The sequence below is a fragment of the Streptomyces sp. XM83C genome (assembly GCF_023072675.1).
GTDB classification, from domain to species: Bacteria; Actinomycetota; Actinomycetes; order Streptomycetales; family Streptomycetaceae; genus Streptomyces; species Streptomyces thermocoprophilus.
In genome coordinates, this window is sequence record NZ_JALLGL010000003.1 from 30,938 (window position 1) to 52,564 (window position 21,627).

Below are 21,627 nucleotides of genomic sequence, written 5' to 3' on the forward strand. Positions count from 1 at the left end.
GTTGTCAGGGCTTCGACGGCGGGCGCGTCACAGATGGGCGTAGACGTCGTCGAGGGAGATCCCGCGGGCGACCATCATCACCTGGACGTGGTACAGCAGCTGCGAGATCTCCTCGGCAGCCGCCTCCTTGCCCTCGTACTCGGCGGCCATCCAGACCTCGGCGGCCTCTTCGACGACCTTCTTGCCGATGGCATGGACGCCCTTGCCCACCAGCTCGGCGGTGCGGGAGGTGGCGGGGTCGCCGTTGGCGGCCTTGTGCTGGAGCTCGGTGAACAGCTCCTCGAACGTCTTCTTGGACATGGTGGTCCTAACCCTACGCGCTGCGGGCCACTCCTCAGTGCCAGGGTTCGGATACTGAGCGGAGCGTCGTCGCGGTGGCGACCGCGGCGGTGACCGCCTCGTGCCCCTTGTCCTCGCTGGAGCCCTCCAGGCCGGCCCGGTCCAGGGCCTGCTGTTCGTCGTCACAGGTGAGGACGCCGAAGCCGACGGGGACGCCGGTGTCCACGGAGACCTGGGTGAGGCCCTGGGTGACGCCCTGGCACACGTAGTCGAAGTGGGGGGTGCCGCCGCGGATGACGACGCCGAGGGCGACGACGGCGTCGTAGCCGCGCTTGGCCATGGCCCGGGCGGCCACGGGCAGCTCCCAGCTGCCGGGGACGCGGAGCAGGGTCGGCTCGTCGATGCCCATCTCGTGCAGGGCGCGCAGGGCGCCGTCCACCAGGCCGTCCATCACCTTTTCGTGCCACTGTGCCGCGATGACGGCGACGCGCAGGTCGCCGGCGTTGCGTACGGACAGTTCGGGTGCGCCCTTGCCGCTCACGTGGTGTGTCTCCTTGCCGTGTCGTTACTGGTTGCCGCAGGTGGAGGCCGCGGTGGGGGCCGCGTCCAGCCAGGGCAGGTCGTGGCCCATCCGGTCCCGCTTGGTGCGCAGGTAGCGGAGGTTGTGCTCGCCGGCGGTCACCGGCATCGGCTCGCGGTCGGTGACCTCGATGCCGTGCCGCAGCAGCGCGGCGCTCTTGTCGGGGTTGTTGGTCATCAGCCGGACGCTGCGGACGCCGAGGTCGGCGAGGATCTGCGCGCCGGCGGCGTAGTCGCGGGCGTCGGCGGGCAGGCCGAGCTCCAGGTTGGCGTCGAGGGTGTCACGGCCGCGTTCCTGCAGCTCGTAGGCGCGGAGTTTGGACATCAGGCCGATGCCCCGGCCCTCGTGTCCGCGCAGGTAGACGACGACTCCGCGGCCGGCGGCCTGGATGCGTTCCAGGGCGGTGTCGAGCTGGGGTCCGCAGTCGCAGCGCTGGGAGCCGAAGACGTCTCCGGTGAGGCATTCGGAGTGGACGCGGACGAGGACGTCGCGGCCGTCGCCGAGGTCGCCGTGGACGAGGGCGACGTGTTCGACGCCGTCGGCGGTGGAGCGGTAGCCGTACGCGGTGAAGGTGCCGTGCGCGGTGGGCAGGTGGACCTCGGCCTCGCGGCGTACGGTGGGCTCGGTGCTCTCGGTGGCGCGGCGGTAGGCGATCAGGTCCTCGATGGAGATGATCGACAGGCCGTGCTTGCGGGCGAAGGGGATCAGCTCGGGCAGGCGGAGCATGCGGCCGTCGTCGCCGGCGATCTCGACGATGGCGCCGGCGGGGCGGAGCCCGGCGAGGCGGGCGAGGTCGACGGCGGCCTCGGTGTGCCCGTCGCGGGCGAGGACGCCGCCGGGCCGGGCGCGCAGCGGGAAGATGTGGCCGGGGCGGACGAAGTCGTCGGCCTGGGCGGTGCCGCCGGCGAGGAGCCGGAGGGTGGTGGCGCGGTCGGAGGCGGAGATGCCGGTGGTGACGCCGTGGGCGGCGGAGGCGTCGACGGTGACGGTGAACGCGGTCCGCATGGACTCGGTGTTCGCCTGGACCATCTGGGGCAGGTCGAGGCGGTCGAGTTCGTCGCCCTCCATGGGGCAGCAGATCATGCCGCGGCATTCGCGCATCATGAAGGCGACGATCTCCTCGGTCGCCTTCTCGGCGGCGATGACGAGGTCGCCCTCGTTCTCGCGGTTCTCGTCGTCGACGACGACGACCGGGCGGCCGGCGGCGATGTCGGCGATGGCCTGCTCGACGGTGTCGAGCCGGAACTCCTCGATGTCGTCGGCGGGGCGGAGGATCGGGGCCGTGGTCATGCCGGTGCTCCTTCCAGGGTGGGCTGCGACGTCCGGCGGGAGCGCAGCCACCAGTCGCGCAGGCCGGAGAGGACGAGCGCGCCGTAGATGATGTAGACGAAGCCGGAGAAGGCGTAGCCGTTGGCGAAGTTCAGGGGGACGCCCACGAGGTCGACGAGCAGCCAGGCGAGCCAGAACTCGACCATGCCGCGGGCCTGGGCGTACATGGCGACGACTGTGCCGACGAAGATGTAGGCGTCGGGCCAGGGGTCCCAGGACAGGGACGGGTGGGCCTCGAAGAGGAGGGCGACGGCGACGGTGCCGGCCGCGGCGGCGCCGGCCAGGGCGGCGCGTTCGGTCCAGGTGGCGAAGCGGACGGTGATGCGGCCGTCGTCGCCGCGGCCCTTGCCGCGCTGCCACTGCCACCAGCCGTACGCGGCGACGGCCATGACGACGACCTGCTTGCCGGCGCTGCCGGTGAGGTGGCCGTAGAAGGCGGTGAACAGCACCAGGCCGGAGACGAACTGGGCGGGCCAGGTGAGCAGGGAGCGGCGCCAGCCGAGGGCGAGGGCGACAAGGCCGAGGATGTTGCCGATCATGTCGGACCAGATGATGTGCTGGCCGAGGAGGGCGAAGGCCTCGGAGTTCAGCCAGTTCACTGTGCGGCCCCCCGGGTGCCGAGCAGCCGCTCGACGTACTTGGCGACGACGTCGACCTCGAGGTTGACCGGGTCGCCGGGCTGCTTGATGCCGAGCGTGGTCAGGGCGAGGGTGGTGGGGATGAGGCTGACGGTGAAGTGGTCGTCGGCGGCGTCGACGACGGTGAGGCTGATGCCGTCGACGGTGATGGAGCCCTTCTCGACGACGTACCGGGTGAGGTCGGCGGGGAGGGAGATCTTGACGATCTCCCAGTTGTCGGAGGGGGTGCGCTCCAGGATGTGCCCGGTGCCGTCGACGTGGCCCTGCACGATGTGGCCGCCGAGGCGGGCGCCGAGGGCCATGGGGCGTTCGAGGTTGACGCGGGAGCCGACGGTGAGGGCGCCGAGGCTGGAGCGCTTGAGGGTCTCCGCCATGACGTCGGCGGTGAACTCGTCGCCCTCGTGTTCGACGACGGTGAGGCAGACGCCGTTGACGGCGATGGAGTCGCCGTGCTTGGCGCCTTCGGTGACGACGGGGCCGCGCAGGCGGAAGCGACAGGCGTCGTCGAGGGTCTCGACGGCGGTGACCTCGCCCAGCTCTTCGACGATTCCGGTGAACACTTCCCGGGTCCTCCTGCCTCTTCGGGCTCGGACTCCGGGGCTGTCGATGACGACAGAGTGAACAGGTGGGCACACGGGGTGCGACGCCGTAGGGGTCCCGCCCGCGTGGGGCGTGGCCCGAAGACGGCGGCGCGACATGAAGGCATGCCCGCCCGCCGCGCACTGCCTCCCATCCGGACTTTAACCGTCGGTCCAGGAATTTCACCTGGTCAACCGGCCGCTGGAGGCGACCGGGTCGCGGACTGTAACCGCCGGTTCGGACTTTCACCGACCCCGGAGTGCGCTGCTTCTGGTACAGGGCCAGTGTGCCACGGCTTCGATGCGTCCATGCGGGTGATCCATGTGGGTTGGCTCACAGCCAGTGCTGCGAGCACCACTCGGGGGCATTGGTCCATACCTATTGACGCACTGGTCTAGTCCTCTCTAGGGTCTGCCCAACTCCGTGGAGAGGAACCGATTTTGCTGTCCCCGACACGTCACCGCCGCGGCGCGAGACCCGCCCTGCTCGCAAGCGCCGCCGCCGTCGCCGGCCTGCTGCTCGCGGGTCTCCCGGCGACCGTCTCGCACGCCGCCGACCAGGACTCCTGCCGCCCCGACGGGCTGTACCGGACGCCCGGGGTGGCCGTCCCGTACTGCTCGGTCTACGACGAGGCCGGGCGCGAGAAGATGGGCCCCGACCATCAGCGCCGGGTCATCGGCTACTTCACCGGCTGGCGCACCGGCAAGGACGGCACGCCCGCCTACCTCGCCTCGGACATCCCCTGGGACAAGGTCACCCACATCAACTACGCCTTCGCGCACGTCGACGCCGGCAACCGGATCTCGGTGGGCGCGGACGGCCCGTCCAACGCGGCGACCGGGATGACCTGGCCGGGTGTGCCGGGCGCGGAGATGGACCCGTCGCTGCCGTACAAGGGCCACTTCAATCTGCTGACCAAGTTCAAGAAGCAGCACCCGGACGTCAAGACGCTGATCTCGGTCGGCGGCTGGGCGGAGACCGGCGGCTACTTCGACGCCGACGGCACACGAGTGGGCTCGGGCGGCTTCTACTCGATGGCCACCAACGCCGACGGCTCGGTCAACCAGTCCGGCATCGACACGTTCGCGGACTCGGCCGTCGACTTCATCCGCACGTACGGCTTCAACGGCGTCGACATCGACTACGAGTACCCGACGACGATGAAGGACGCCGGCAACCCGCTCGACCGGCAGATCTCCAACGGCCGCAGGGCCGGGCTGGTGAAGGGCTACGCGGCGCTGATGAAGACGCTGCGCGAGAAGCTGGACCGGGCGGGCGCGGCGGACGGCCGGCACTATCTGCTCACGGTGGCGGCGCCTTCCTCCGGCTATCTGCTGCGCGGCATGGAGACCTTCCAGGTGCAGAAGTACCTGGACTACGTCGACATCATGTCGTACGACCTGCACGGCGCGTGGAACGAGTACGTCGGCCCCAACGCCTCCCTCTTCGACGACGGCAAGGACGCCGAACTCGCCGCGGCGGGCGTGTACTCCACGTCCCAGTACGGCGGCATCGGCTACCTCAACACGGACTGGGCGTACCACTACTTCCGCGGCTCGATGCCGGCGGGCCGCATCAACATCGGGCTGCCGTACTACACCCGCGGCTTCAAGAACGTCACCGGCGGCACCGACGGCCTGTGGGGCAAGGCTCCCTCGACGGACTGTCCCGCGGGATCGGGCCTGACCAAGTGCGGGGACGGCGCCACCGGCATCGACAACCTGTGGCACGACCTGGACGACAACGGCCGTGAGGCACCTGCCGGTTCGAACCCGATGTGGCACGCGAAGAACCTGGAGAAGGGCATCGTCGGCGACTACGTCACCGCGTACGGCTTCCCCGCGGACACACAGCTGACCGGCACGTACGCCCGCAAGTACGACTCCACTCTGGTCGCGCCCTGGCTGTGGAACGCGCAGAAGAAGGTCTTCCTGTCCACCGAGGACGAGCAGTCGGTGAACACCAAGGCCGACTATGTCGTCGACCGCGGCATCGGCGGCGCGATGATCTGGGAACTCGCCGGCGACTACGGCTGGAACGCGGCCAAGGGCCAGTACGAGCCGGGCACCACGCTGACGACGGCGCTGTACGAGAAGTTCAAGACGGCCTCCCCCTACGGCGCGCGGCGCGCCACGACCGAGCTGCCCTCCGAGGCGCTGGACATCGCCGTGGACTTCGGGCAGTTCCCGCTCGGCGACTCCAACTACCCGATCAGCCCCAAGCTGAAGATCACCAACAACACTGAGGTGACCCTGCCGGGCGGCACCGAGTTCCAGTTCGACTACGGCACCTCGGCCCCCGGCAACGCCAAGGACCAGTCCGGCTGGGGCACGACAGTGATCCGCAGCGACCACACCGGGTCCAACGTCGGCGGCCTCGAGGGCGACTACCACCGCGTCTCGCTGAAGCTGCCGGCCTGGCAGTCGCTGGCGCCGGGCGCCTCCGTGGAGCTGGACTTCGTCTACTACCTGCCCGTGTCCACCCCGTCCAACTGGACGGTGACGTTCGGCGGGAAGACGTACGCGCTCACCGGGGACCTGGCCCGCGGCACCACACCGGCGGACCCGGGGACGGCCACGCCGACCCCCGACCCGACGCAGACCCCCGGCGGCACCTGCACCGCGCCCGAGTGGTCCGCGACGACGGAGTACGGCGGCAACAGCACCGTCTCCCACAACTCCCGCACCTGGAAGGCCAAGTGGTGGACGAAGGGCGAGGAGCCCGGAACCACCGGCGAATGGGGCGTGTGGCAGGACCTCGGCGCCTGCTGACGCCCGCACGGACCGGCTCGGCGGCGGTGAAGACGGCCCTTGCCCGCCGCCGGGCCTCCCAACCCTCCCCCGCGGCGGCCGTGGCAGGGTGAAGGCATGACCACCACAGTAGCCGACGACTTCGAAACGCACCGCCCCCGGCTGTTCGGCCTGGCCTACCGCATGCTGGGCTCGGCGCACGAGGCCGAGGACGTGGTCCAGGACGCCTACCTGCGCTACAGCGGCGCCGACCGGGGCGAGATCGGGCAGCTCGGGGCCTGGCTCGCCAAGGCCGTCACCAATCTGTGCCTGAACCGGCTCACCTCGGCCCGGGCCCGACGCGAGACCTACGTCGGACCGTGGCTGCCGGAGCCCGTCGTCACCGCCGACGGCACGCTCGGCCCGCTGGAGTCGGCGGAGCAGCGCGAGGCGGTCTCCCTCGCCCTGCTGGTGCTGCTGGAGCGGCTCACCCCGACCGAGCGCGCGGTGTACGTCCTGCGGGAGGCGTTCGGGTACGCCCACCGGGAGATCGCCCAGCTGCTGGAGCTGACCGAGGCCAACTGCCGCCAGCTGCACCGCCGGGCCGTGAAGCGGATCTCGGCCGAGGAGACCCGCTTCACACCGACGCCCGAACGGCAGCGCCGGCTCGTGACGTCCTTCCTCGGTGCCGCGCGCGACGGCGACCTGGCCGGCCTGGAGAAGCTGCTCGCGCAGGACGTGGTCTGGTCCAGCGACGGCGGCGGCAAGGTCCGCACCGCGCTGCGCCCGGTCCTGGGCCGCGAGAAGGTACTGCGCTTCCTCGCCGGCCTGGCGCAGAAGTACGGGCCCACCTGGGAACTGGCCGAGGCCGAGATCAACGGCGAGCCCGGCGTCCTCGTCCATGCCGACGGGGCGCTGATCGCGGTGATCGCGTTCGAGTACCGGGAGGACCGGATCGTCCACGCCCGGGCCGTGATGAGCCCGGAGAAACTGGACTTCGCACGGCGCCAGTTGTCCGCGCAGGACGACGATTAGCCGCCCACGGCGGGGAAGGGGCGTGCCGGGGGTGCCCGCCCGCAGCGTGCGGCGCGAACCCCGGGCGCGGATCTACGGGACAGAGCGTCGCACCGAGGACGGACACCCCCCGGCGCGCCCCCGACGCACCCACCGGACGGTCGGCCCTACACCAGCCACCCACCCACAGACGGGCCGCCGCAGCCATCAGGGGCGCGGGAAACTGCGCGGCAAGTTCCCCACCGGCCCGCAGGTGACCTATAGGGGCGCGGTGAACTGCGCGACAGGCCCCCCACCCGGCCCGCAGGTGGAAACGATGGCCCCGCCACCTCAAGGGGCGCGGGGAACCGCGCGGCCGGCCCCCACCGGCCCGCGGGGAACAGCGAAACCTCACGCACCCCGAACCAGGGGCGCGGGGAACGGCGCACAGGGGGCGTCACCGGCACGCCGGTGGCACAGAAGGGGCGCCGGGAACTGCGCACAAGAAAAGATCCCGCACCCGCGAAATCACCACTCCCCCGCCCCGAACAACTCCTCCTGCGCCCTCTCACGCGCAGTGAGCACCGCACCGCGAAGCACCGCCTCGCCGCCCAACGCGGAGGCCCGCACCTCCGTCGGCAGGGGCGACAGCCGCCGGAGTCGCTCCTCCACCCGCCCGGCCAGCGCGTCCCCGCCGGCCCGGCCCACCTCGCCGCCGAGGACCACACAGCCGGGGTCCAGGACGGCCACGACGGAAGCGACGCCGATAGCCACGCGGTCGGCGAGGGCGTCGAGGAAGGCGCCGGCCGTGCCGAGCCGAACCGCCGCGCGGACCAGCGCCGCCGCCCTCGGCTCGCCTCCCGTCGGGGTGGCCGTCAGCCCGTGCTCCGCGGCGAGGTCCGCGACGGCCTGGGAGCCGGCCAGGGCGTGGAAGCCGCCCGAGCAGTCGGTGGCCGCCGGCAGCGCGCCTGTGCCGGGCACCGGCAGGAACCCGATCTCGCCGGTGCCGCCGGAGGCGCCGCGGCGCAGGGTGCCGTCGAGGACGACGGCGGCGCCGGTGCCGTGGCCGAGCCACAGCAGGACGAAGGTGTCCCGGTCGCGGGCGGCACCGTCGCGCTGCTCGGCGAGCGCGGCGAGGTTGGTCTCGTTCTCGACGCTGACCCGGGCGTCGGGCAGACGTTGCTGGAGGGCGGCGACCAGGCGGCGGTGCCATTCGGGCAACGCCGCGGTGTCACGGAGTTCGCCGGTCGCGGGGTCGATCAGGCCGGGCGCGCCGATGCCGACCGTGTGCAGTTCCTTGGCGCCGGCCTCCTCGGCGGCCCGCTCCACGAGGGCGACCGCCTGTTCGACGGCGGGCTCGGTGCCGGACTCGCCGGCGATCGGGGCGGAATCCTCGGCGAGCACCCGGCCGACCAGGTCGGAGACGACGACGGCGACGCCCTCGGTGCGCACGTCGAGGGCGGCGAGATGGGCGCGGTCGGCGACGATGCCGTACAGCCGGGCGTTGGGGCCGCGGCGCTGTTCGCCCGCCTCGCCCACGACCTGGACGAGCCCGGCTGCGGTGAGCCGTTCGACGAGGTCGGCGACGCTCGGCCGGGACAGTCCCGTGAGCTGCTTCAGCTGTGCGGCCGTGAGCGGCCCTTCCTGCTGAAGCAGCCGCAGCGCGAGCCGGTCGTTGATCGCTCTGGCGGTGCTCGGTGATGCGGGCATGACGGCCATCGTATCCGCTATCTATCAGGCAGGCTTCCTGATAGTTTACTGCCGCATCGAACGGACAGGCGGAGGGGCGGGACAATGGAGGCAGTGACCTACGAGCAACGCGACGTGCGGCGGGCCCGGTACGCCGTGGCCGCCGTGTTCGCCGTGCACGGCGCGGTGACCGGCTCGTTCGCGACGCGCGTTCCGTGGATCCAGGACCATGCCGGGGTGAGCGCGGGCCAGCTCGGGCTGGCGCTGGCGTTCCCGGCGCTCGGCGCGTCCCTGGCGATGCCGCTCGCCGGGCGGATCAGCCACACCTTCGGCGCCCGCAACGCCCTGCGCGGTCTGATCGCGCTGTGGACGCTGTCGCTGACCCTGCCGGCCCTCTCCCCCAACCTGCTCGCCCTGTGCCTGGCTCTGTTCACGTACGGCGCGACCGCCGGCATGGCCGACGTGGCGATGAACGCGCTCGGGGTGGAGGTGGAGAACCGGCTGGGCCGCTCGATCATGTCCGGGCTGCACGGCATGTGGAGCGCGGGGGCCCTGGTGGGTTCGGCGGCGGGCACGCTCGCAGCACATCTGGGCTCCGACGCCCGGCTGCATCATCTGCTGGCGGCGGCCGTGCTGACCGTGCTCGGGGTGGGCGCCTGCTCCTGGGTGCTGGACCTCCAGCCGGCCGAGGACGAGGAGACCCCGCCGCGGTTCGCGCTGCCGCCGAAGTCGGCGCTGCTCATCGGCGCGGTCGGGTTCTGCGCGGTGTTCGCCGAGGGGGCGAGCCTGGACTGGTCGGCGGTGTATCTGCGGGACCGGCTGGAGACGTCCGCGGGGCTCGCCGCGGCGTGCACCACCGGCTTCACCCTCACCATGGCCGTGGCCCGGATCGCCGGCGACAGGGTGGTGGACCGCTTCGGCTCGGTGCGCACCGTGCGGGCGGGCGGTGTGCTCGCCGTCCTCGGCGGTCTGCTCGTCGTGTGTGCGGGGCATCCCGCCCTGGCGATGACCGGGTTCGCACTGATGGGACTCGGCATCGCGGTGGTCGTACCGCTGTGCTTCGCCGCGGCGGGCCGCAGCGGCCCGAACCCGAGCCAGGCCATCGCGGGTGTCGCCACGATCACCTACACCTCGGGGCTGGTCGCGCCGAGCGCGATCGGCGGGCTCGCCCAGGCGACCAGCCTGGTGGTGTCGTTCGGGCTGGTGACCCTGCTGGCCTGCGGTCTGGTCGCGTTCGCGGGGGTGCTGCGGGCCGGCGACAGCAGCCGGCCGACGGTCAGCCGTCCGAAGGACGCAGCAGTTCCCGGCCCGCGGTCCTGAACGTCTCGCTCCACGGCGCCGGGCGCAGGGTCTCGGCGTCGAGCCGGACCAGCACGCGGCTGCCGTGGGCGTAGGTCGTCGCTCCGTCGGCCGAGCAGAAGCGGAAGCCGTAGGTGAGGCCGGTGGTGCCGAGCCGCTCCAGCCACAGATGGACGGCGTACGCGCCGGGCCGGGTGACCGGGGCGTCGTAGGTGATCCGCAGTTCCTTCACGGCGTTGCAGGCGTCGCCGGCGGCGGCCCAGTCGCCTTCGAAGGTCAGGCCGTGCTCCTGCCACAGCCGGGCCCAGGCCCGCTCGACCATCACCGGGTAGCGGGCGTTGTGCAGCAGGCCGAGCGCGTCGAGGTCGTCGAAGTGGACGGTGACGGGGACGAGCCGGCCGTACGACACGGCGGGGGCGAGGGAAGCTTCGGCGGTCACGGCGGGGCACTCCTGTGGTGGATGGTTCAACCACCTACCATCCTAAGCGGGCGCTCACCATGCTCACGGGCGGGGACAATGGTCCGCGGCCCGTCGTCCCCCACGGTCCTTCACCCCGTACAACCGAAAGCGAAACCACCATGGATCTCGGCGTCCGCTGGAAAATTCACGGCGACGGACGCTCCCCGGCCCCCGGTGCGGTCGTCCGGCCCGACGAGCGGCTGTCCTGGCCGCGCACGGTCGGGCTGGGCGCGCAGCACGTGGTCGCGATGTTCGGCGCGAGTTTCGTCGCGCCCGTTCTGATGGGTCTCGACCCGAACCTCGCGATCATGATGTCCGGTGTGGCGACGGTCGTCTTCCTGCTCGCCACCCGCGGCCGCATCCCCAGCTACCTGGGCTGCTCGCTGTCCTTCGTCGGCGTCGCGGCCGTGATCCGCGCCCAGGGCGGCAGCAGCGCCACCGTCACCGGCGCGGTCTTCGTCGTCGGCGCGGCCCTGTTCCTGGTCGGTCTCGCGGTGCAGCGGTTCGGGGCGCGGATCATCCACGCCGCGATGCCGCCGATCGTCACCGGCGCGGTCGTGATGCTGATCGGCTTCAACCTGGCGCCCGTCACCGCGTCCACGTACTGGCCGCAGGACCAGTGGACCGCCCTGCTGGTGATGCTCTTCACCGGTCTGGCCGTGGTCTGCCTGCGCGGCTTCTGGTCCCGGATCGCCATCTTCCTCGGGCTGGTCTTCGGCTACGGCATCTCCTGGGCGTTCGACCGGATCTTCGGCAAGATCCACTCCGTGGACGCGAGCGGCAAGCTCACCGACCACTGGCGGCTCGACCTGTCCGGTGTGTCGAAGGCCGACTGGATCGGCCTGCCGCATCTGCACGGCCCGTCCTTCGAGTGGTCGGCGATCCTCGTCGCCCTGCCTGTGGTCATCGCCCTGGTCGCCGAGAACGCCGGGCACGTCAAGGCGGTCGGCGAGATGACCGGCGATCCGCTGGACGACCGGCTGGGCACCGCGATCTCCGCCGACGGCATCGGCTCGATGCTCTCCACCGCGGTCGGCGGCCCGCCCAACACCACCTACTCCGAGAACATCGGCGTGATGGCCGCGACCCGCGTCTACTCCACCGCGGCGTACTGGGCCGCCGCAGGCTTCGCCCTGCTGTTCGGTCTGTGCCCGAAGTTCGGCGCGGTCGTCGCCGCGATCCCGGGCGGCGTCCTCGGCGGCATCACCGTCATCCTGTACGGCATGATCGGCCTGCTCGGCGCCCAGATCTGGACGAACGCCCGGGTCGACCTGCGCAACCCGCTCAACCTGGTCCCGGCCGCGGCGGGCATCATCATCGGGGTCGGCAACGTGACGATGAAGTTCACCGACACCTTCTCCCTCAGCGGCATCGCGCTCGGCACGGTCGTCGTGATCACCGGCTATCACGCCCTGCGCGCCTTCGCGCCCGCCCACCTCAAGCAGCAGGAGCCGCTGCTCGACGAGGGCACATCCCGCTACGACGACGCCAAGTCGTAGGCGTACGAGGGGGAGAACTGCCCCGGCTCGCCCTTGCAGCCGTCGGACTCCCCCGGCAGCTTCACCCACAGGTAGGCGTCGATGCGCGCCTCACCGGTGCTCAGCGTGGGGGTGCGGCCCAGCTTGCGCCCGTCGGGGTCGCACCACTCCCCGTCGGGCGGAGCGCCGGCCCCGTTGCGGCTGGTGTCGATCACGGCACCCAGCCCGGCGGGGCCGCCGAGCGCGTCGAGGACGGCACGGTCGTAGACGATCTCGTCGGCCGTGCGATGGAAGTTGGAGACATTGCTGAAGATGCCATCGGAGGAGGCGGCCGACGCGGCACCGGCCTGCCGCAGCAGCGCCGCCTGCTTGGACGCCGCGTGCCAGCCGGAGTGCCCGGCGTCGTAGTAGACCCGCGCCCGCGGGTTCGCCGACTTCAACACGCGCCCGGCGCGGGCCAGCGAGGCGAAACGCGCGGCGCGCCCGTCGGCGGAGAGACACTCGGACTGGGCGATCGAGTCGGGCTCCAGGACGACGATGACCTCGCCGGAGCCCAGCCCGGCTGCGAAACCGTCGATCCAGGCGTCGTAGGAGTCGAGGTCGGGCGCGCCGCCCTCGGAGGCGCCGCCGCAGTCCCGCTCCGGTATCGCGTACACCACGAGCACCGGGACCCGGCCCTGTGCGGCGGCACCCGAGGTGACGGCGCGGACCCGGGAGGCGATGGTGTCCCGCCGGCTGTCGGTGAACCAGACCGCGGCCGGCTGCTCCGCGATCCGTGACCGGATGACGGACGCCCGGGGATCGCCCGGGTTGGCCCGCACCCAGTCCAGCACCTGGGAGGACGGGTTGCGGTAGAGACGCCCGGACGCGGCGGGGGCACGGGTCCGCCCGGCCGCCGGGGCGGTCGCGGTCGGCCGGGCGGACGCCTTCGGCACGGGCGACCCGGACAGACGCCCGCGCTCCGCCGGTGTCGGGGACGCCGACGGGGAGGGCGGCACCACGGGCGCCGGGTCCAGCGACGGCGAGTTCGTGACCGACGGCCTGGCCTCGTCCGTGCCGTCCCGGTCCTCGAGTGCGGTGATCATTCCGGTGGCGGCGCCGACGGCGACCACGACGGACGCCGCCGTCACCATCGCGCCCCGGCGGGCGGTGTGGTTGCGCTGTGTCCGGCGGGCGGCCAGCCTCTGGGCACGGGTGCCTGGCACGGTCGCTCCTCCCCCTCGTCGTTCCTTCCGCCGGACGCCACCGTCTTCCGGTGCCGTCCGCCGGGCCTTGCCCCCTGGGCCGCGACGTCGTCGTCGCGGGCCTGCCACCCCCCGGTGGCTCACTCTTCCGTGTGACGCGCGCGTTGCTCCGTTCCGGGGAAGCCGCGGCCCGTCACCACCACGGCCAGCCTAGGACTGGGACCCTGCCCCCATGGCGCAGTTGGAACAGTTCACCACACCCGTCGACGCGGTGCTCTCCCGGATGCGGGCCCTGGAGGCGGCGCTCCCCGCCCGGGACGGCGTCGCGGTGTTCAACCGCGTCTATCTCGCGGTGACGGAGGCCGTGGACCGGCGGATCGACGCGGGCGACTTCCCCGACCGGCGGGCGGCGATCACCCTGGACGTACGGTTCGCGGAACGGTATCTGACGGCGGTGGAGCCGCCCGGGCCCGACCGCCGTCCGCCGGCCTGCTGGCGGCCCCTGCTCCAGTTCCGCCGCCATCCCGGCGTACGCCCGTTGCAGTTCGCGCTGGCCGGTATCAACGCGCACATCGGCCACGACCTGGCGCTCGCCGTGGTGGACGCCTGCCGTACGCTCGGCTGCGCCCCGTCCGAGCTCGAGGACGAGTTCGACCGGGTGGGTGATCTCCTCGTGTCGCTGGAGGAGCGCATCCGCGAGGATCTGATGCCCGGCCCCGACCTGCTTCAGATCGCCGACCCGCTCACCCATCTCCTCGCCTCCTGGAGCCTGGAGCGCGCCCGGGACGCCACCTGGGCGGCGGCCCGCGCGCTGTGGGCGCTGCGGGACATGCCGGACTTGACGGCGGAGTTCACGGACCGGCTGGACGCGGCCGTGGGGTTCGCGGGCCGGATGCTGCTCACCCCGCTGTCCGCCTGAGCCCCGGCCCGACTGGCGCCCGCGGCGGCCCGCTGTACGTTGGCCGATGGGGCACACCGACGCGCGAAGGAGCAGTGCCATGGCCGTTCGTCTCGGACTCGGTCTTCCCCAGCACCGGCAGTACGACCCCGCGAAGGACGTCACGGACGTGGCGCGCGAGGCCGAGCGGATCGGCTACGACAGCGTATGGGTGTACGAGCGGGCGCTCGTCCCGGAGAACCCGAAGCAGGGCCTGTACGGCATCCCCGGCCTGCCCTGGCCGGACTCGTACAAGGGCCTGGCGCACCCGCTGGTCACGCTGACCCTGGCCGCCGCCGTCACCGAACGGGTCCGGCTGGGCTCCGGCATCATCGTCGCGCCGCTGCACGGGGCGTTCCAGCTGGCCAGGGCGCTGGCCACGCTGGACGCGGCGAGCGGCGGCCGGGTGGTCGCGGGCCTGGGCCCGGGCTGGTCGGCGGAGGAGTTCGCCGCCGCGTCGGCGACGCCGTACGAGGAACGCAACCGGGTGCTGGAGGAGACGCTCGACGTGTGCCGGGCGGTGTGGGGCCCGGACCCGGTCTCCCACGAGGGCCGGCTCGCCACGATCGAGGCCGCGGTGGTCGCACCGAAGCCGGCGCGTCCGATCCCGGTGCTGCTCGCGGCGTCCGGGCCGAAGGCGCTGGCGCGGGTCGTGGAGCGGGGCGACGGCTGGATCCCCGTCGCGATGGGCGCCGAGGGGTACGCCGACGGCTGGCGGCGGTTGCAGGACATCGCCGCCGAGCGGGGCCGCACCCGGCCGATCGAGCGGGTGCCGCGGGCCAACGCGATGTACTCGCCGAAGCCGTACGACGGTGACGACCGGCAGCCGTTCCAGGGCAGCGTCGACCAGATCGTCGAGGACCTCGTCGCGCACGCCGAGGTCGGCATGGACGAGGTGCTGATCGATCTGCAGACCACGCCGCGCGACGCGCAGGAGCTGAAGGACGTCGCTGCGGAGGTGTACGAGAAGGCGCGCGCCGCCGGGCTGTGACCCGGGCGGCGCGCGCCGTGCCCGCCGACGACGGTGGGTGTCAGTCCTCGGGCAGCTCGACCGGCGCGATGTCGTCGTAGACGTCGCCGGGGCCGGGGTTGGTCGGGTCGGTCTCGCCGCCCAGATGGTGCATGACGCCCCAGACGGCGTTGAGCGCGGTCTGCACGGCGCCCTCGGCCCAGCCGGCCGTCCAGGAGATGTCGTCGCCGGCGAGGAAGATGCCCCGCTTGTCCTCGGGCAGCCGGTCCTGCATGAAGTGGGTGAACAGGCGCCGCTGGTAGCGGTAGTGGCCGGGCAGGTTGGCCTTGAACGCGCCCATGAAGTAGGGCTCGTTCTCCCAGGAGACGGTGACCGGGTTGCCGATGATGTGCTTGCGGATGTCGACCTTCGGATAGATCTCCGACAGCGACTTCAGCATGACCTCCATCCGCTCGTTCGCGGACAGCGGCAGCCACTTCAGGCTGTCGTCGCACCAGGTGTACGACAGGCAGATCACGGCCGGCTGGTCGGGGCCGTTGTCGAGGAGGTAGGTGCCGCGGGTCATGCGGTCGGTGAGCGTCATCGACATGACGTCCCGGCCGGTCTCCTCGTCCTTGTCCAGCCAGAACGGCCGGTCCACGGGAACGAACAGCTTGGAGGACTCCATGTAGTGGGTGCGCTCGATCGCGGTCCAGTGGTCGATCGGGAACAGCGCGTCGTCGCAGTCGATCTTCGACAGCAGCATCCAGGACTGGGCGGTGAAGATCGCCGCCTTGTAGGTGCGGATGTCGCCGTTCGCGTCGGTGACGGTGATCCGGTTGCCGGTGGTGCGGTGCAGCCGGGTCACGGCGGGGCGGGGCTCGCCGTCGACGTGCAGGGACTTCAGCGAGGTGCCGTACGGCCAGTGGACGATCTTCTCCGGCTCGCGCTCCCACAGGCGCAGCGGCAGCTGCTGGGAGCCGCCGACGATGCCGCGGTGGTGGTCGTCGGCCTCGGTGTAGACGACGCGGAGGATCTCCAGGATGGAGTTGGGGAAGTCGGTGTCCCAGCCGCCGGTACCGAAGCCGACCTGGCCGAAGATCTCGCGGTGGCGGAAGGACTTGAAGGCCTCGGAGTCGCAGAGGAAGCCGTAGAAGGTCTGGTTGTCGAGCTTTTCGACGAGCTTCGCCCAGATCTCGCGGATGCGCTTGACGTCCCGCTCGCGCATGGCGCGGTTCATGTCGGAGAAGTCGGCGCCCTCTTCGAGGCACTTGTTCCAGGCCTCGGCGACGTCCCGGTACACCTGGGGCAGGTCGTCGATGGTCTCGGCGTAGTGCGTCTCGCCCTTGAGGTCGACGACGGTCGACGGGGTGGCCTCGGCGAGCGGGTTCGGGAACGGCTTGGTCTCCAGGCCGACCAGGTCGATGTAGTGCTGGAGGGCGGTGGAGGACGGCGGGAAGCGCATCGCGCCCAGCTCGCAGTTGAGGGACTCGTCGCAGCCGTCGAAGCCGACGGTGCGCAGCCGGCCGCCGATCTGGTCGGCCTCGTAGACCACGGGCTTGAGGCCCATCTTCATCAGCTCGTAGGCGGCGACGATGCCGGACAGGCCGCCGCCGATGATCGCGACCTCGGTGCCGTGCTCGGTCGCCGGTATCTGGCCGAGGCCCGCCGGGTGGGCGAGGAAGTCGTCGTAGGCGTAGGGAAAGTCCGGGCCGAACATGGTGATCGGCGGCTGCTGCGCGTCGGTGTGCTCGACGGCGTTGGGCACCGTGGACGTCATGGGGTACGGACTCCTTGCGACTTGCGAGAACTGTGCGGGGGTGGGGGGGCGGGCCTCAGACGAGGGACCCGTACAGGCCGGGGCGGCGGTCCTTCAGATACGGGTTGGCCTCGCGGGAGGCGGCGAGGAACACGGGGTCGGTGTCGGCGAACACCAGGTCCTCCTCGCGTCCGGCGCGGGTGCGGGCGACGCCGTCGGGTCCGGCCAGGGTGGACAGGCCGACGAACTCGAACTCCCCTTCGAGGCCCACGCGGTTGACGTACGCGACGTACATCTGGTTCTCGAACGCCCGGACCGGGATCATCGACTCGGGGACGAACTGGAAGGGGTGCATCTGCGCGGTCGGCACGAGCAGCAGGTCGGTGCCGGCGAGGGCGTGGGCCCGGACGTTCTCCGGGAACTCGACGTCGTAGCAGATGAGGATGCCGACGCGGAGGCCGTTCAGCTCGGCCTGCACCACCTGCTGCTCGCCGGGGGTGAAGTGGTCCCGCTCGTAGCAGCCGAAGAGGTGGGTCTTGCGGTAGTCGGCGAGGCGGGTGCCGTCGGCGGAGATCAGCTGGGCGGAGTTGTGGACGGTGTCGCCGTCGCGTTCCGGGTAGCCGTAGGCGACGGCCAGGCCGTGCCGCCCGGCGATCTCCGCGACGGCGTCGGCGGACTCGCCGTCGGCGGGCTCGGCGAGGCGCGCGATGTCGTCGCCGATCGCATACCCGGTGAGGAACATCTCCGGCGTGACCAGCAGCCCGGCTCCGGCGGCGGCGGCACGGGCCGCGGCGTCGTCGAGGACCTTGAGGTTCTCGGCGGTCGAGCCGGGGCGGCCGGAGCTCTGGAGCAGGGCGGTACGCATGCGGGTTCCTCACCGGTCACGGGGGTTCGGGGGATCACCTAGACGGTACGGTCGGCGCGCGCGGCCGGACAAGGAGAAGCCGTTGCGCGCCGGTGGAAGGTTCGTTGCGTCCCCGGGGCCCTTCGCGGCGATTCGTTGCGCGGCCCTATTCGCGCGTCCGGGCCCGTACGGTCAGCGACAGGGCGGTGACCAGGTACGGCACGGAGAGCACCGCGAAGACGGTGCCGTGTCCGGCCATGGAGCCGATCGCCGCGTACGCCCCGTAGACGGCGACGGTCGCCACCTCGGTGCCGAGGCCCGCGACCGAGGTCAGGGTGGCGCGTCCGGTGTCCTCGATGCGGTGCTGCATCCGGGCGTCGGCGAGGACGGTGGCCAACTGGAAGCCGCCGAAGGCGACCGCCACCAGCAGCAGTCCGGCCGGCCGGCCGGTCAGGGCGCCGGCGGCGAGGGCGAGGGCGGCGCCGGCGAGCAGGGCGGCGAGACCGCGGGTGCCGAGGCGTTCGGCGGGCCCGGCGAACAGTCCACCGACGGTGGCTCCGGCCCAGATCAGCAGCAGTGCGTACGGAACGAACGCGTCGGGCACGCCGGTCTCGCGGGCGAGGAACGGGGTGTACTCGTCGAGGGAGCCCCAGATCGCGCCGACGGCCGGGACGAGCAGCACGGCGGCGCGCAGCCGGCGGTCGCGGCGGGCGGCGGACAGGCCGGACTTCAGCACGGCGGCCCAGCGTTCGTCGTCGGCCAGGGGCCGCCGGTGTTCGGGGAAGCGGGTCGCGGTGGCCGCGGTCAGCAGGCAGGCCAGGACGCTCGCCGTGCCGACGGCCGGGTAGCCGCCCCAGGCGAAGACGGGCCCGGCGGCAGCCATGGCAGCCATCACGCCGGCGAGTCCCGCCGCGTGGGCGCGGCCCATGACGCGGGCGTACCGTCCGGCGGCGCCGATGCGGTCCAGTTCCTCGTAGACGAGGGCTTCCAGGGCGCCGGAGCCGAGCGCGCCGCGCGCTCCCCACAGGACGAAGCCCAGCGCGAACGCGCCGTAGGACGGCAGGATCACCCACAGGGCGAAGCCGACGGCGGTGAGCAGGGGGCCGATCCACAGCAGCAGCCGACGCGAGACGGAGTCGGCCCAGGCGCCGGAGGGGACCTCCAGCAGGACGCCGGTGAGGGACCACAGGGCGAACAGGGAGGAGATCTGCCACAGGGACAGTCCGGCGTCGGCGAAGAGCAGCGCGTACACCGGGTAGAGCAGGACGAAGTCGTCCAGGAACTGATAGCCGTACAGCGTGGCCGTGATGCGCCGTTCACCGACGGCTGCGGGCACGCGCGCGGAGGTGAGTGTCATGGGGCCTTCCCGAGGTGGCGGTTCGGACGTCGTCGCGGGAACGGCGTCCGAGGCGGCCCTCGGGAGGCATCAGGTGTGGATCAATGTCGCCGGGTCATGTGACCGATGCTATCCGCCGGGAACCTGGCAGCCCAGGGATTTACGGGAAGCCTGAACGGGCGGGGCCCTGTGGACCCGGGGATTCACGGGAAGCCTGAAGGAGTGCGGGCTCCGGTGGGCCGGGGTTCCGGGGGGCCCGCTTGCGGCGCCGGGACGGGACATGCCCCCAGGGGCGCGGGGAACCGCGCGAGCGACCACGACGGACCGCACCCGCCGGACGGCGGCAGAGCCCCCGAGAACGGCGCCCCGGGACAGGCCCCGTGGCGCCTACGTGGGCGACCCGGACGAGAACCGGCGCAGCAGCGGCGACAGCACCAGCACCGACTTGGTCCGCTCCACGAACGGCTCCCCCGCGATGCGTTCCAGCACCCTCTCGAAGTGCCGCATGTCCGCCGCGAACACCTGCGCGATCGCGTCCGCGTCGCCGGTGACGGTCGACGCGGCCACGACCTCCTGGTAGCGCTCCAGGCCTCGCTGGATGGTCTCCGGTGAGGTGTTGCGCCGGCAGAAGATCTCGACGAACCCCTCGGTCTCCCAGCCGAGCGCCGCCGGGTCGACGCGGACGGTGAAGCCGGTGATGGCCCCGGTGGCCCGCAGCCGGTCCACGCGCCGTTTCACGGCGGGTGCGGAGAGGCCGACGAGCTGGCCGATGTCCGCGTAGGAGCGGCGGGCGTCCTCGGCGAGGGCGTGCACGATGCGTTCGTCGAGATCGTTCAGCACGGAAGGTGGTTCACTTCGCTTCTGGTCAGGACTGCGGGCCGGTCACCGCGAGCCGGGAACGGCGGTGACCGTAACTGAAGTAGAACACGAGACCGGCGGCCATCCAGCACCCGAACACCACCCAGGTCACGGTGTCCAGGCTGAACATGTTGTACGCGCAGAAGAGGAAGCCGAGCAGCGGCAGCACCGGCCCGAACGGCACCTTGAAGGTGCGCTCCAACTCCGGACGCTTGGCCCGCAGCACGATCACCGCGACGTTGACCAGGGCGAAGGCGAACAGCGTGCCGATGCTGGTGGCGTCGACGAGCTTGCCGAGCGGGATCAGCGCGGCGAGGGCGCCGCAGAACAGGGAGACGAGGAGCGTGTTCAGGCGTGGGGTGCCGGTCTTCGGGTGGACCTTGCCGAGCGCCTTGGGGACGAGTCCGTCGCGGGACATGGCGAAGAGGATGCGGGTCTGGCCGTACAGGACGGTCAGGACGACGCTGGCGATGGAGATGACCGCGCCGAGGGCGAGGAGGGTGCCCCAGAAGGTCTGGCCGCTGACGTCCTTCATGATCGCGGCGAGGGAGGCCTCGGAGCCGTCGAACTTCGTCCAGTTCCAGGCGCCGACGGCGACGCCCGCGACGAGGACGTACAGCGCGGTGACGATGATCAGCGAGAGCATGATCGCGCGGGGCAGGTCCTTCTTCGGGTTCTTCGCCTCCTCACCGGCGGTGGAGGCGGCGTCGAAGCCGATGTACGAGAAGAACAGGGTCGCGCCGGCGGCGCTGACGCCGGCCATGCCCATCGGCATGAAGTCGGCGTAGTTGCCGGACTTGAAGCCGGTGATGCCGACCGCGCAGAACAGCACGAGCGCGACGATCTTCACGGCGACCATGATCGTGTTGGCGCGGGCCGACTCACGGGCGCCGCCGAGCAGGAACACCATGGCCAGCAGAACGACGAGCAGCGCGGGCAGGTCGACGATGCCGCCTTCGCCGGGCGCCGAGGACAGGGCGTCGGGGATGGTGACGCCGATGGTGCCGTCGAGGAGTTCGTTCAGGTACTCGCCCCAGCCGACGGCGACGGCCGCGACGGACACGCCGTACTCCAGCACCAGGCACCAGCCGCACACCCAGGCGACCAGCTCGCCCATGGTGGCGTAGGCGTACGAGTACGAGGAGCCGGCGACGGGGATGCTGCCGGCCAGCTCGGCGTAGGACAGGGCCGAGAACAGGGCGGTCAGGCCCGCGATGACGAAGGAGAGGGTGACGGCGGGGCCGGCCTCGGGGACGGCGTCGCCGAGGACGACGAAGATGCCGGTGCCGAGCGTGGCACCGATGCTGATCATGGTGAGCTGCCACAGCCCGAGGGAGCGGCGGAGCGAGCCGCCCTCACCGTGGCCGCCCTCGGCGACCAGGCGTTCCACGGGCTTGCGGCGCATGAGGCCGCCCATGAGGGACATGGTGGCGGTCCGGTCGGGGTCCTGCGGGGGTGCACCTTGGTCGAGCACGCGCGGCTCCTTGTCGCTGCCGGGGAGGGGGCGGCGGGGACCGGGCGGCGCCGCGTCCCGCGGGGGCCACCGAGCGGGGTCCCCGCCACGTACAGCGCGACACTTTAGGGGTGGGGACATTGCCCCTGTAATGCAGCAACCTTGCGCACTTCTGCAAGATCATTGCGTTGCTCGCGGTCAGACGACCATTCGTTGCACACCGGGTTTCGGGCGTTGCATCCGCACTTTGCGCA

Annotated in this window: 19 protein-coding genes and 1 riboswitch; of the genes, 6 read left to right on the plus strand and 13 right to left on the minus strand. The window is 71.9% G+C overall.

Features of this window, described 5'->3' with window-relative positions; all coding sequences use genetic code 11:
* Positions 1–27: 27 nt before the first annotated feature.
* The 5 genes from MTQ10_RS00910 to MTQ10_RS00930 are packed head-to-tail and all read right to left on the minus strand — an operon-like array spanning position 28 to position 3,386.
* Positions 28–300 (minus strand): phosphoribosyl-ATP diphosphatase, encoded by a 273-nt coding sequence (locus MTQ10_RS00910; RefSeq protein ID WP_031486114.1) that lies wholly within the window; start codon positions 298–300, stop codon positions 28–30.
* A gap of 34 nt (positions 301–334) precedes the next feature.
* A complete protein-coding gene (gene ribH, locus MTQ10_RS00915; protein WP_247461173.1) occupies positions 335–820 on the minus strand; it encodes a 6,7-dimethyl-8-ribityllumazine synthase in 486 nt (161 codons plus the stop codon).
* Between the two features lie 24 nt (positions 821–844).
* A complete protein-coding gene (locus tag MTQ10_RS00920; RefSeq protein WP_247461175.1) occupies positions 845–2,149 on the minus strand; it encodes a bifunctional 3,4-dihydroxy-2-butanone-4-phosphate synthase/GTP cyclohydrolase II in 1,305 nt (434 codons plus the stop codon).
* The gene (locus MTQ10_RS00925) at positions 2,146–2,787 is read right to left on the minus strand and encodes a nicotinamide mononucleotide transporter family protein (protein ID WP_247461177.1); all 642 of its coding nucleotides are present in this window, start codon (positions 2,785–2,787) and stop codon (positions 2,146–2,148) included. The genes MTQ10_RS00920 and MTQ10_RS00925 overlap by 4 nt, the downstream gene beginning before the upstream one ends.
* On the minus strand, positions 2,784–3,386 hold the full coding sequence (locus MTQ10_RS00930; protein ID WP_247461178.1) for a riboflavin synthase: 603 nt from the start codon (positions 3,384–3,386) through the stop codon (positions 2,784–2,786). Before MTQ10_RS00930 ends, MTQ10_RS00925 begins: the two co-directional genes overlap by 4 nt.
* 155 nt (positions 3,387–3,541) lie before the next feature.
* A riboswitch (FMN riboswitch) is annotated at positions 3,542–3,672 on the minus strand.
* 173 nt (positions 3,673–3,845) lie between these two features.
* Between MTQ10_RS00930 and MTQ10_RS00935 the strand changes: the two genes are divergently transcribed.
* Positions 3,846–6,176 carry a chitinase C-terminal domain-containing protein gene (locus MTQ10_RS00935; RefSeq protein WP_247461180.1) on the plus strand — a complete coding sequence of 777 codons (2,331 nt, stop codon included), beginning with the start codon at positions 3,846–3,848 and terminating at the stop codon, positions 6,174–6,176.
* 96 nt (positions 6,177–6,272) lie between these two features.
* A complete protein-coding gene (locus tag MTQ10_RS00940; RefSeq protein WP_247461183.1) occupies positions 6,273–7,169 on the plus strand; it encodes an RNA polymerase sigma-70 factor in 897 nt (298 codons plus the stop codon).
* 486 nt (positions 7,170–7,655) lie between these two features.
* Here the strand turns inward: MTQ10_RS00940 and MTQ10_RS00945 are convergent, their stop codons facing one another.
* Complete coding sequence (locus MTQ10_RS00945) at positions 7,656–8,837, minus strand: ROK family transcriptional regulator (protein ID WP_247461184.1); 1,182 nt, start codon at positions 8,835–8,837, stop codon at positions 7,656–7,658.
* A gap of 84 nt (positions 8,838–8,921) precedes the next feature.
* Here MTQ10_RS00945 and MTQ10_RS00950 point away from each other — a divergent pair, with 84 nt between their 5' ends.
* Positions 8,922–10,136: an MFS transporter gene (locus tag MTQ10_RS00950; RefSeq protein WP_247461186.1), complete on the plus strand. Its 1,215-nt coding sequence runs from the start codon at positions 8,922–8,924 to the stop codon at positions 10,134–10,136.
* On the opposite strand, the gene MTQ10_RS00955 is transcribed toward MTQ10_RS00950, so the two are convergent.
* Positions 10,093–10,554: an acyl-CoA thioesterase gene (locus MTQ10_RS00955; RefSeq protein ID WP_247461188.1), complete on the minus strand. Its 462-nt coding sequence runs from the start codon at positions 10,552–10,554 to the stop codon at positions 10,093–10,095. The two genes, MTQ10_RS00950 and MTQ10_RS00955, sit on opposite strands and share 44 nt — an antisense overlap.
* A 140-nt stretch (positions 10,555–10,694) precedes the next feature.
* On the opposite strand from MTQ10_RS00955, the gene MTQ10_RS00960 reads away from it, so the two are divergent.
* On the plus strand, positions 10,695–12,074 hold the full coding sequence (locus tag MTQ10_RS00960; protein ID WP_247461190.1) for a uracil-xanthine permease family protein: 1,380 nt from the start codon (positions 10,695–10,697) through the stop codon (positions 12,072–12,074).
* Here MTQ10_RS00960 and MTQ10_RS00965 read toward each other — a convergent pair.
* Positions 12,053–13,186, minus strand: coding sequence for a glycoside hydrolase family 6 protein (locus tag MTQ10_RS00965; protein WP_247461218.1), 1,134 nt, complete (start codon positions 13,184–13,186; stop codon positions 12,053–12,055). The genes MTQ10_RS00960 and MTQ10_RS00965 overlap by 22 nt on opposite strands.
* Before the next feature lie 283 nt (positions 13,187–13,469).
* Between MTQ10_RS00965 and MTQ10_RS00970 the strand changes: the two genes are divergently transcribed.
* Positions 13,470–14,156 (plus strand): DUF5995 family protein, encoded by a 687-nt coding sequence (locus tag MTQ10_RS00970; RefSeq protein ID WP_247461192.1) that lies wholly within the window; start codon positions 13,470–13,472, stop codon positions 14,154–14,156.
* A gap of 79 nt (positions 14,157–14,235) precedes the next feature.
* A complete protein-coding gene (locus tag MTQ10_RS00975; protein WP_247461194.1) occupies positions 14,236–15,165 on the plus strand; it encodes a TIGR03619 family F420-dependent LLM class oxidoreductase in 930 nt (309 codons plus the stop codon).
* Positions 15,166–15,205: 40 nt separating this feature from the next.
* On the opposite strand, the gene MTQ10_RS00980 is transcribed toward MTQ10_RS00975, so the two are convergent.
* The 5 genes from MTQ10_RS00980 to MTQ10_RS01000 all read right to left on the minus strand — a co-directional run bounded on the left by MTQ10_RS00980 (position 15,206) and on the right by MTQ10_RS01000 (position 21,394).
* Positions 15,206–16,903: a flavin monoamine oxidase family protein gene (locus MTQ10_RS00980; protein ID WP_247461196.1), complete on the minus strand. Its 1,698-nt coding sequence runs from the start codon at positions 16,901–16,903 to the stop codon at positions 15,206–15,208.
* 55 nt (positions 16,904–16,958) lie between these two features.
* Positions 16,959–17,747 carry a carbon-nitrogen hydrolase family protein gene (locus MTQ10_RS00985; protein WP_247461198.1) on the minus strand — a complete coding sequence of 263 codons (789 nt, stop codon included), beginning with the start codon at positions 17,745–17,747 and terminating at the stop codon, positions 16,959–16,961.
* A gap of 145 nt (positions 17,748–17,892) precedes the next feature.
* Entirely contained in the window at positions 17,893–19,083 is a 1,191-nt protein-coding gene (locus MTQ10_RS00990; RefSeq protein WP_247461199.1) for an MFS transporter, read from the minus strand.
* A 366-nt stretch (positions 19,084–19,449) separates the two neighbouring features.
* On the minus strand, positions 19,450–19,902 hold the full coding sequence (locus tag MTQ10_RS00995) for an Lrp/AsnC family transcriptional regulator (RefSeq protein WP_247461201.1): 453 nt from the start codon (positions 19,900–19,902) through the stop codon (positions 19,450–19,452).
* Between the two features lie 25 nt (positions 19,903–19,927).
* Positions 19,928–21,394, minus strand: a complete 1,467-nt coding sequence (locus MTQ10_RS01000) for an amino acid permease (RefSeq protein ID WP_247461203.1) — start codon at positions 21,392–21,394, stop codon at positions 19,928–19,930.
* Between the last annotated feature and the right edge of the window lie 233 nt (positions 21,395–21,627).

What these genes read in the sequence shown, in the direction of transcription:
- MTQ10_RS00910 (WP_031486114.1), bottom strand. Translation starts at nt 300, where the DNA reads ATGTCCAAGAAGACGTTCGAGGAGCTGTTCACCGAGCTCCAGCACAAG.
- MTQ10_RS00920 (WP_247461175.1), bottom strand. Translation starts at nt 2,149, where the DNA reads ATGACCACGGCCCCGATCCTCCGCCCCGCCGACGACATCGAGGAGTTC.
- MTQ10_RS00940 (WP_247461183.1), top strand. Translation starts at nt 6,273, where the DNA reads ATGACCACCACAGTAGCCGACGACTTCGAAACGCACCGCCCCCGGCTG.
- MTQ10_RS00945 (WP_247461184.1), bottom strand. Translation starts at nt 8,837, where the DNA reads ATGCCCGCATCACCGAGCACCGCCAGAGCGATCAACGACCGGCTCGCG.
- MTQ10_RS00950 (WP_247461186.1), top strand. Translation starts at nt 8,922, where the DNA reads ATGGAGGCAGTGACCTACGAGCAACGCGACGTGCGGCGGGCCCGGTAC.
- MTQ10_RS00960 (WP_247461190.1), top strand. Translation starts at nt 10,695, where the DNA reads ATGGATCTCGGCGTCCGCTGGAAAATTCACGGCGACGGACGCTCCCCG.
- MTQ10_RS00965 (WP_247461218.1), bottom strand. Translation starts at nt 13,186, where the DNA reads ATGGTGACGGCGGCGTCCGTCGTGGTCGCCGTCGGCGCCGCCACCGGA.
- MTQ10_RS00970 (WP_247461192.1), top strand. Translation starts at nt 13,470, where the DNA reads ATGGCGCAGTTGGAACAGTTCACCACACCCGTCGACGCGGTGCTCTCC.
- MTQ10_RS00975 (WP_247461194.1), top strand. Translation starts at nt 14,236, where the DNA reads ATGGCCGTTCGTCTCGGACTCGGTCTTCCCCAGCACCGGCAGTACGAC.
- MTQ10_RS00980 (WP_247461196.1), bottom strand. Translation starts at nt 16,903, where the DNA reads ATGACGTCCACGGTGCCCAACGCCGTCGAGCACACCGACGCGCAGCAG.
- MTQ10_RS00985 (WP_247461198.1), bottom strand. Translation starts at nt 17,747, where the DNA reads ATGCGTACCGCCCTGCTCCAGAGCTCCGGCCGCCCCGGCTCGACCGCC.
- MTQ10_RS00990 (WP_247461199.1), bottom strand. Translation starts at nt 19,083, where the DNA reads ATGACACTCACCTCCGCGCGCGTGCCCGCAGCCGTCGGTGAACGGCGC.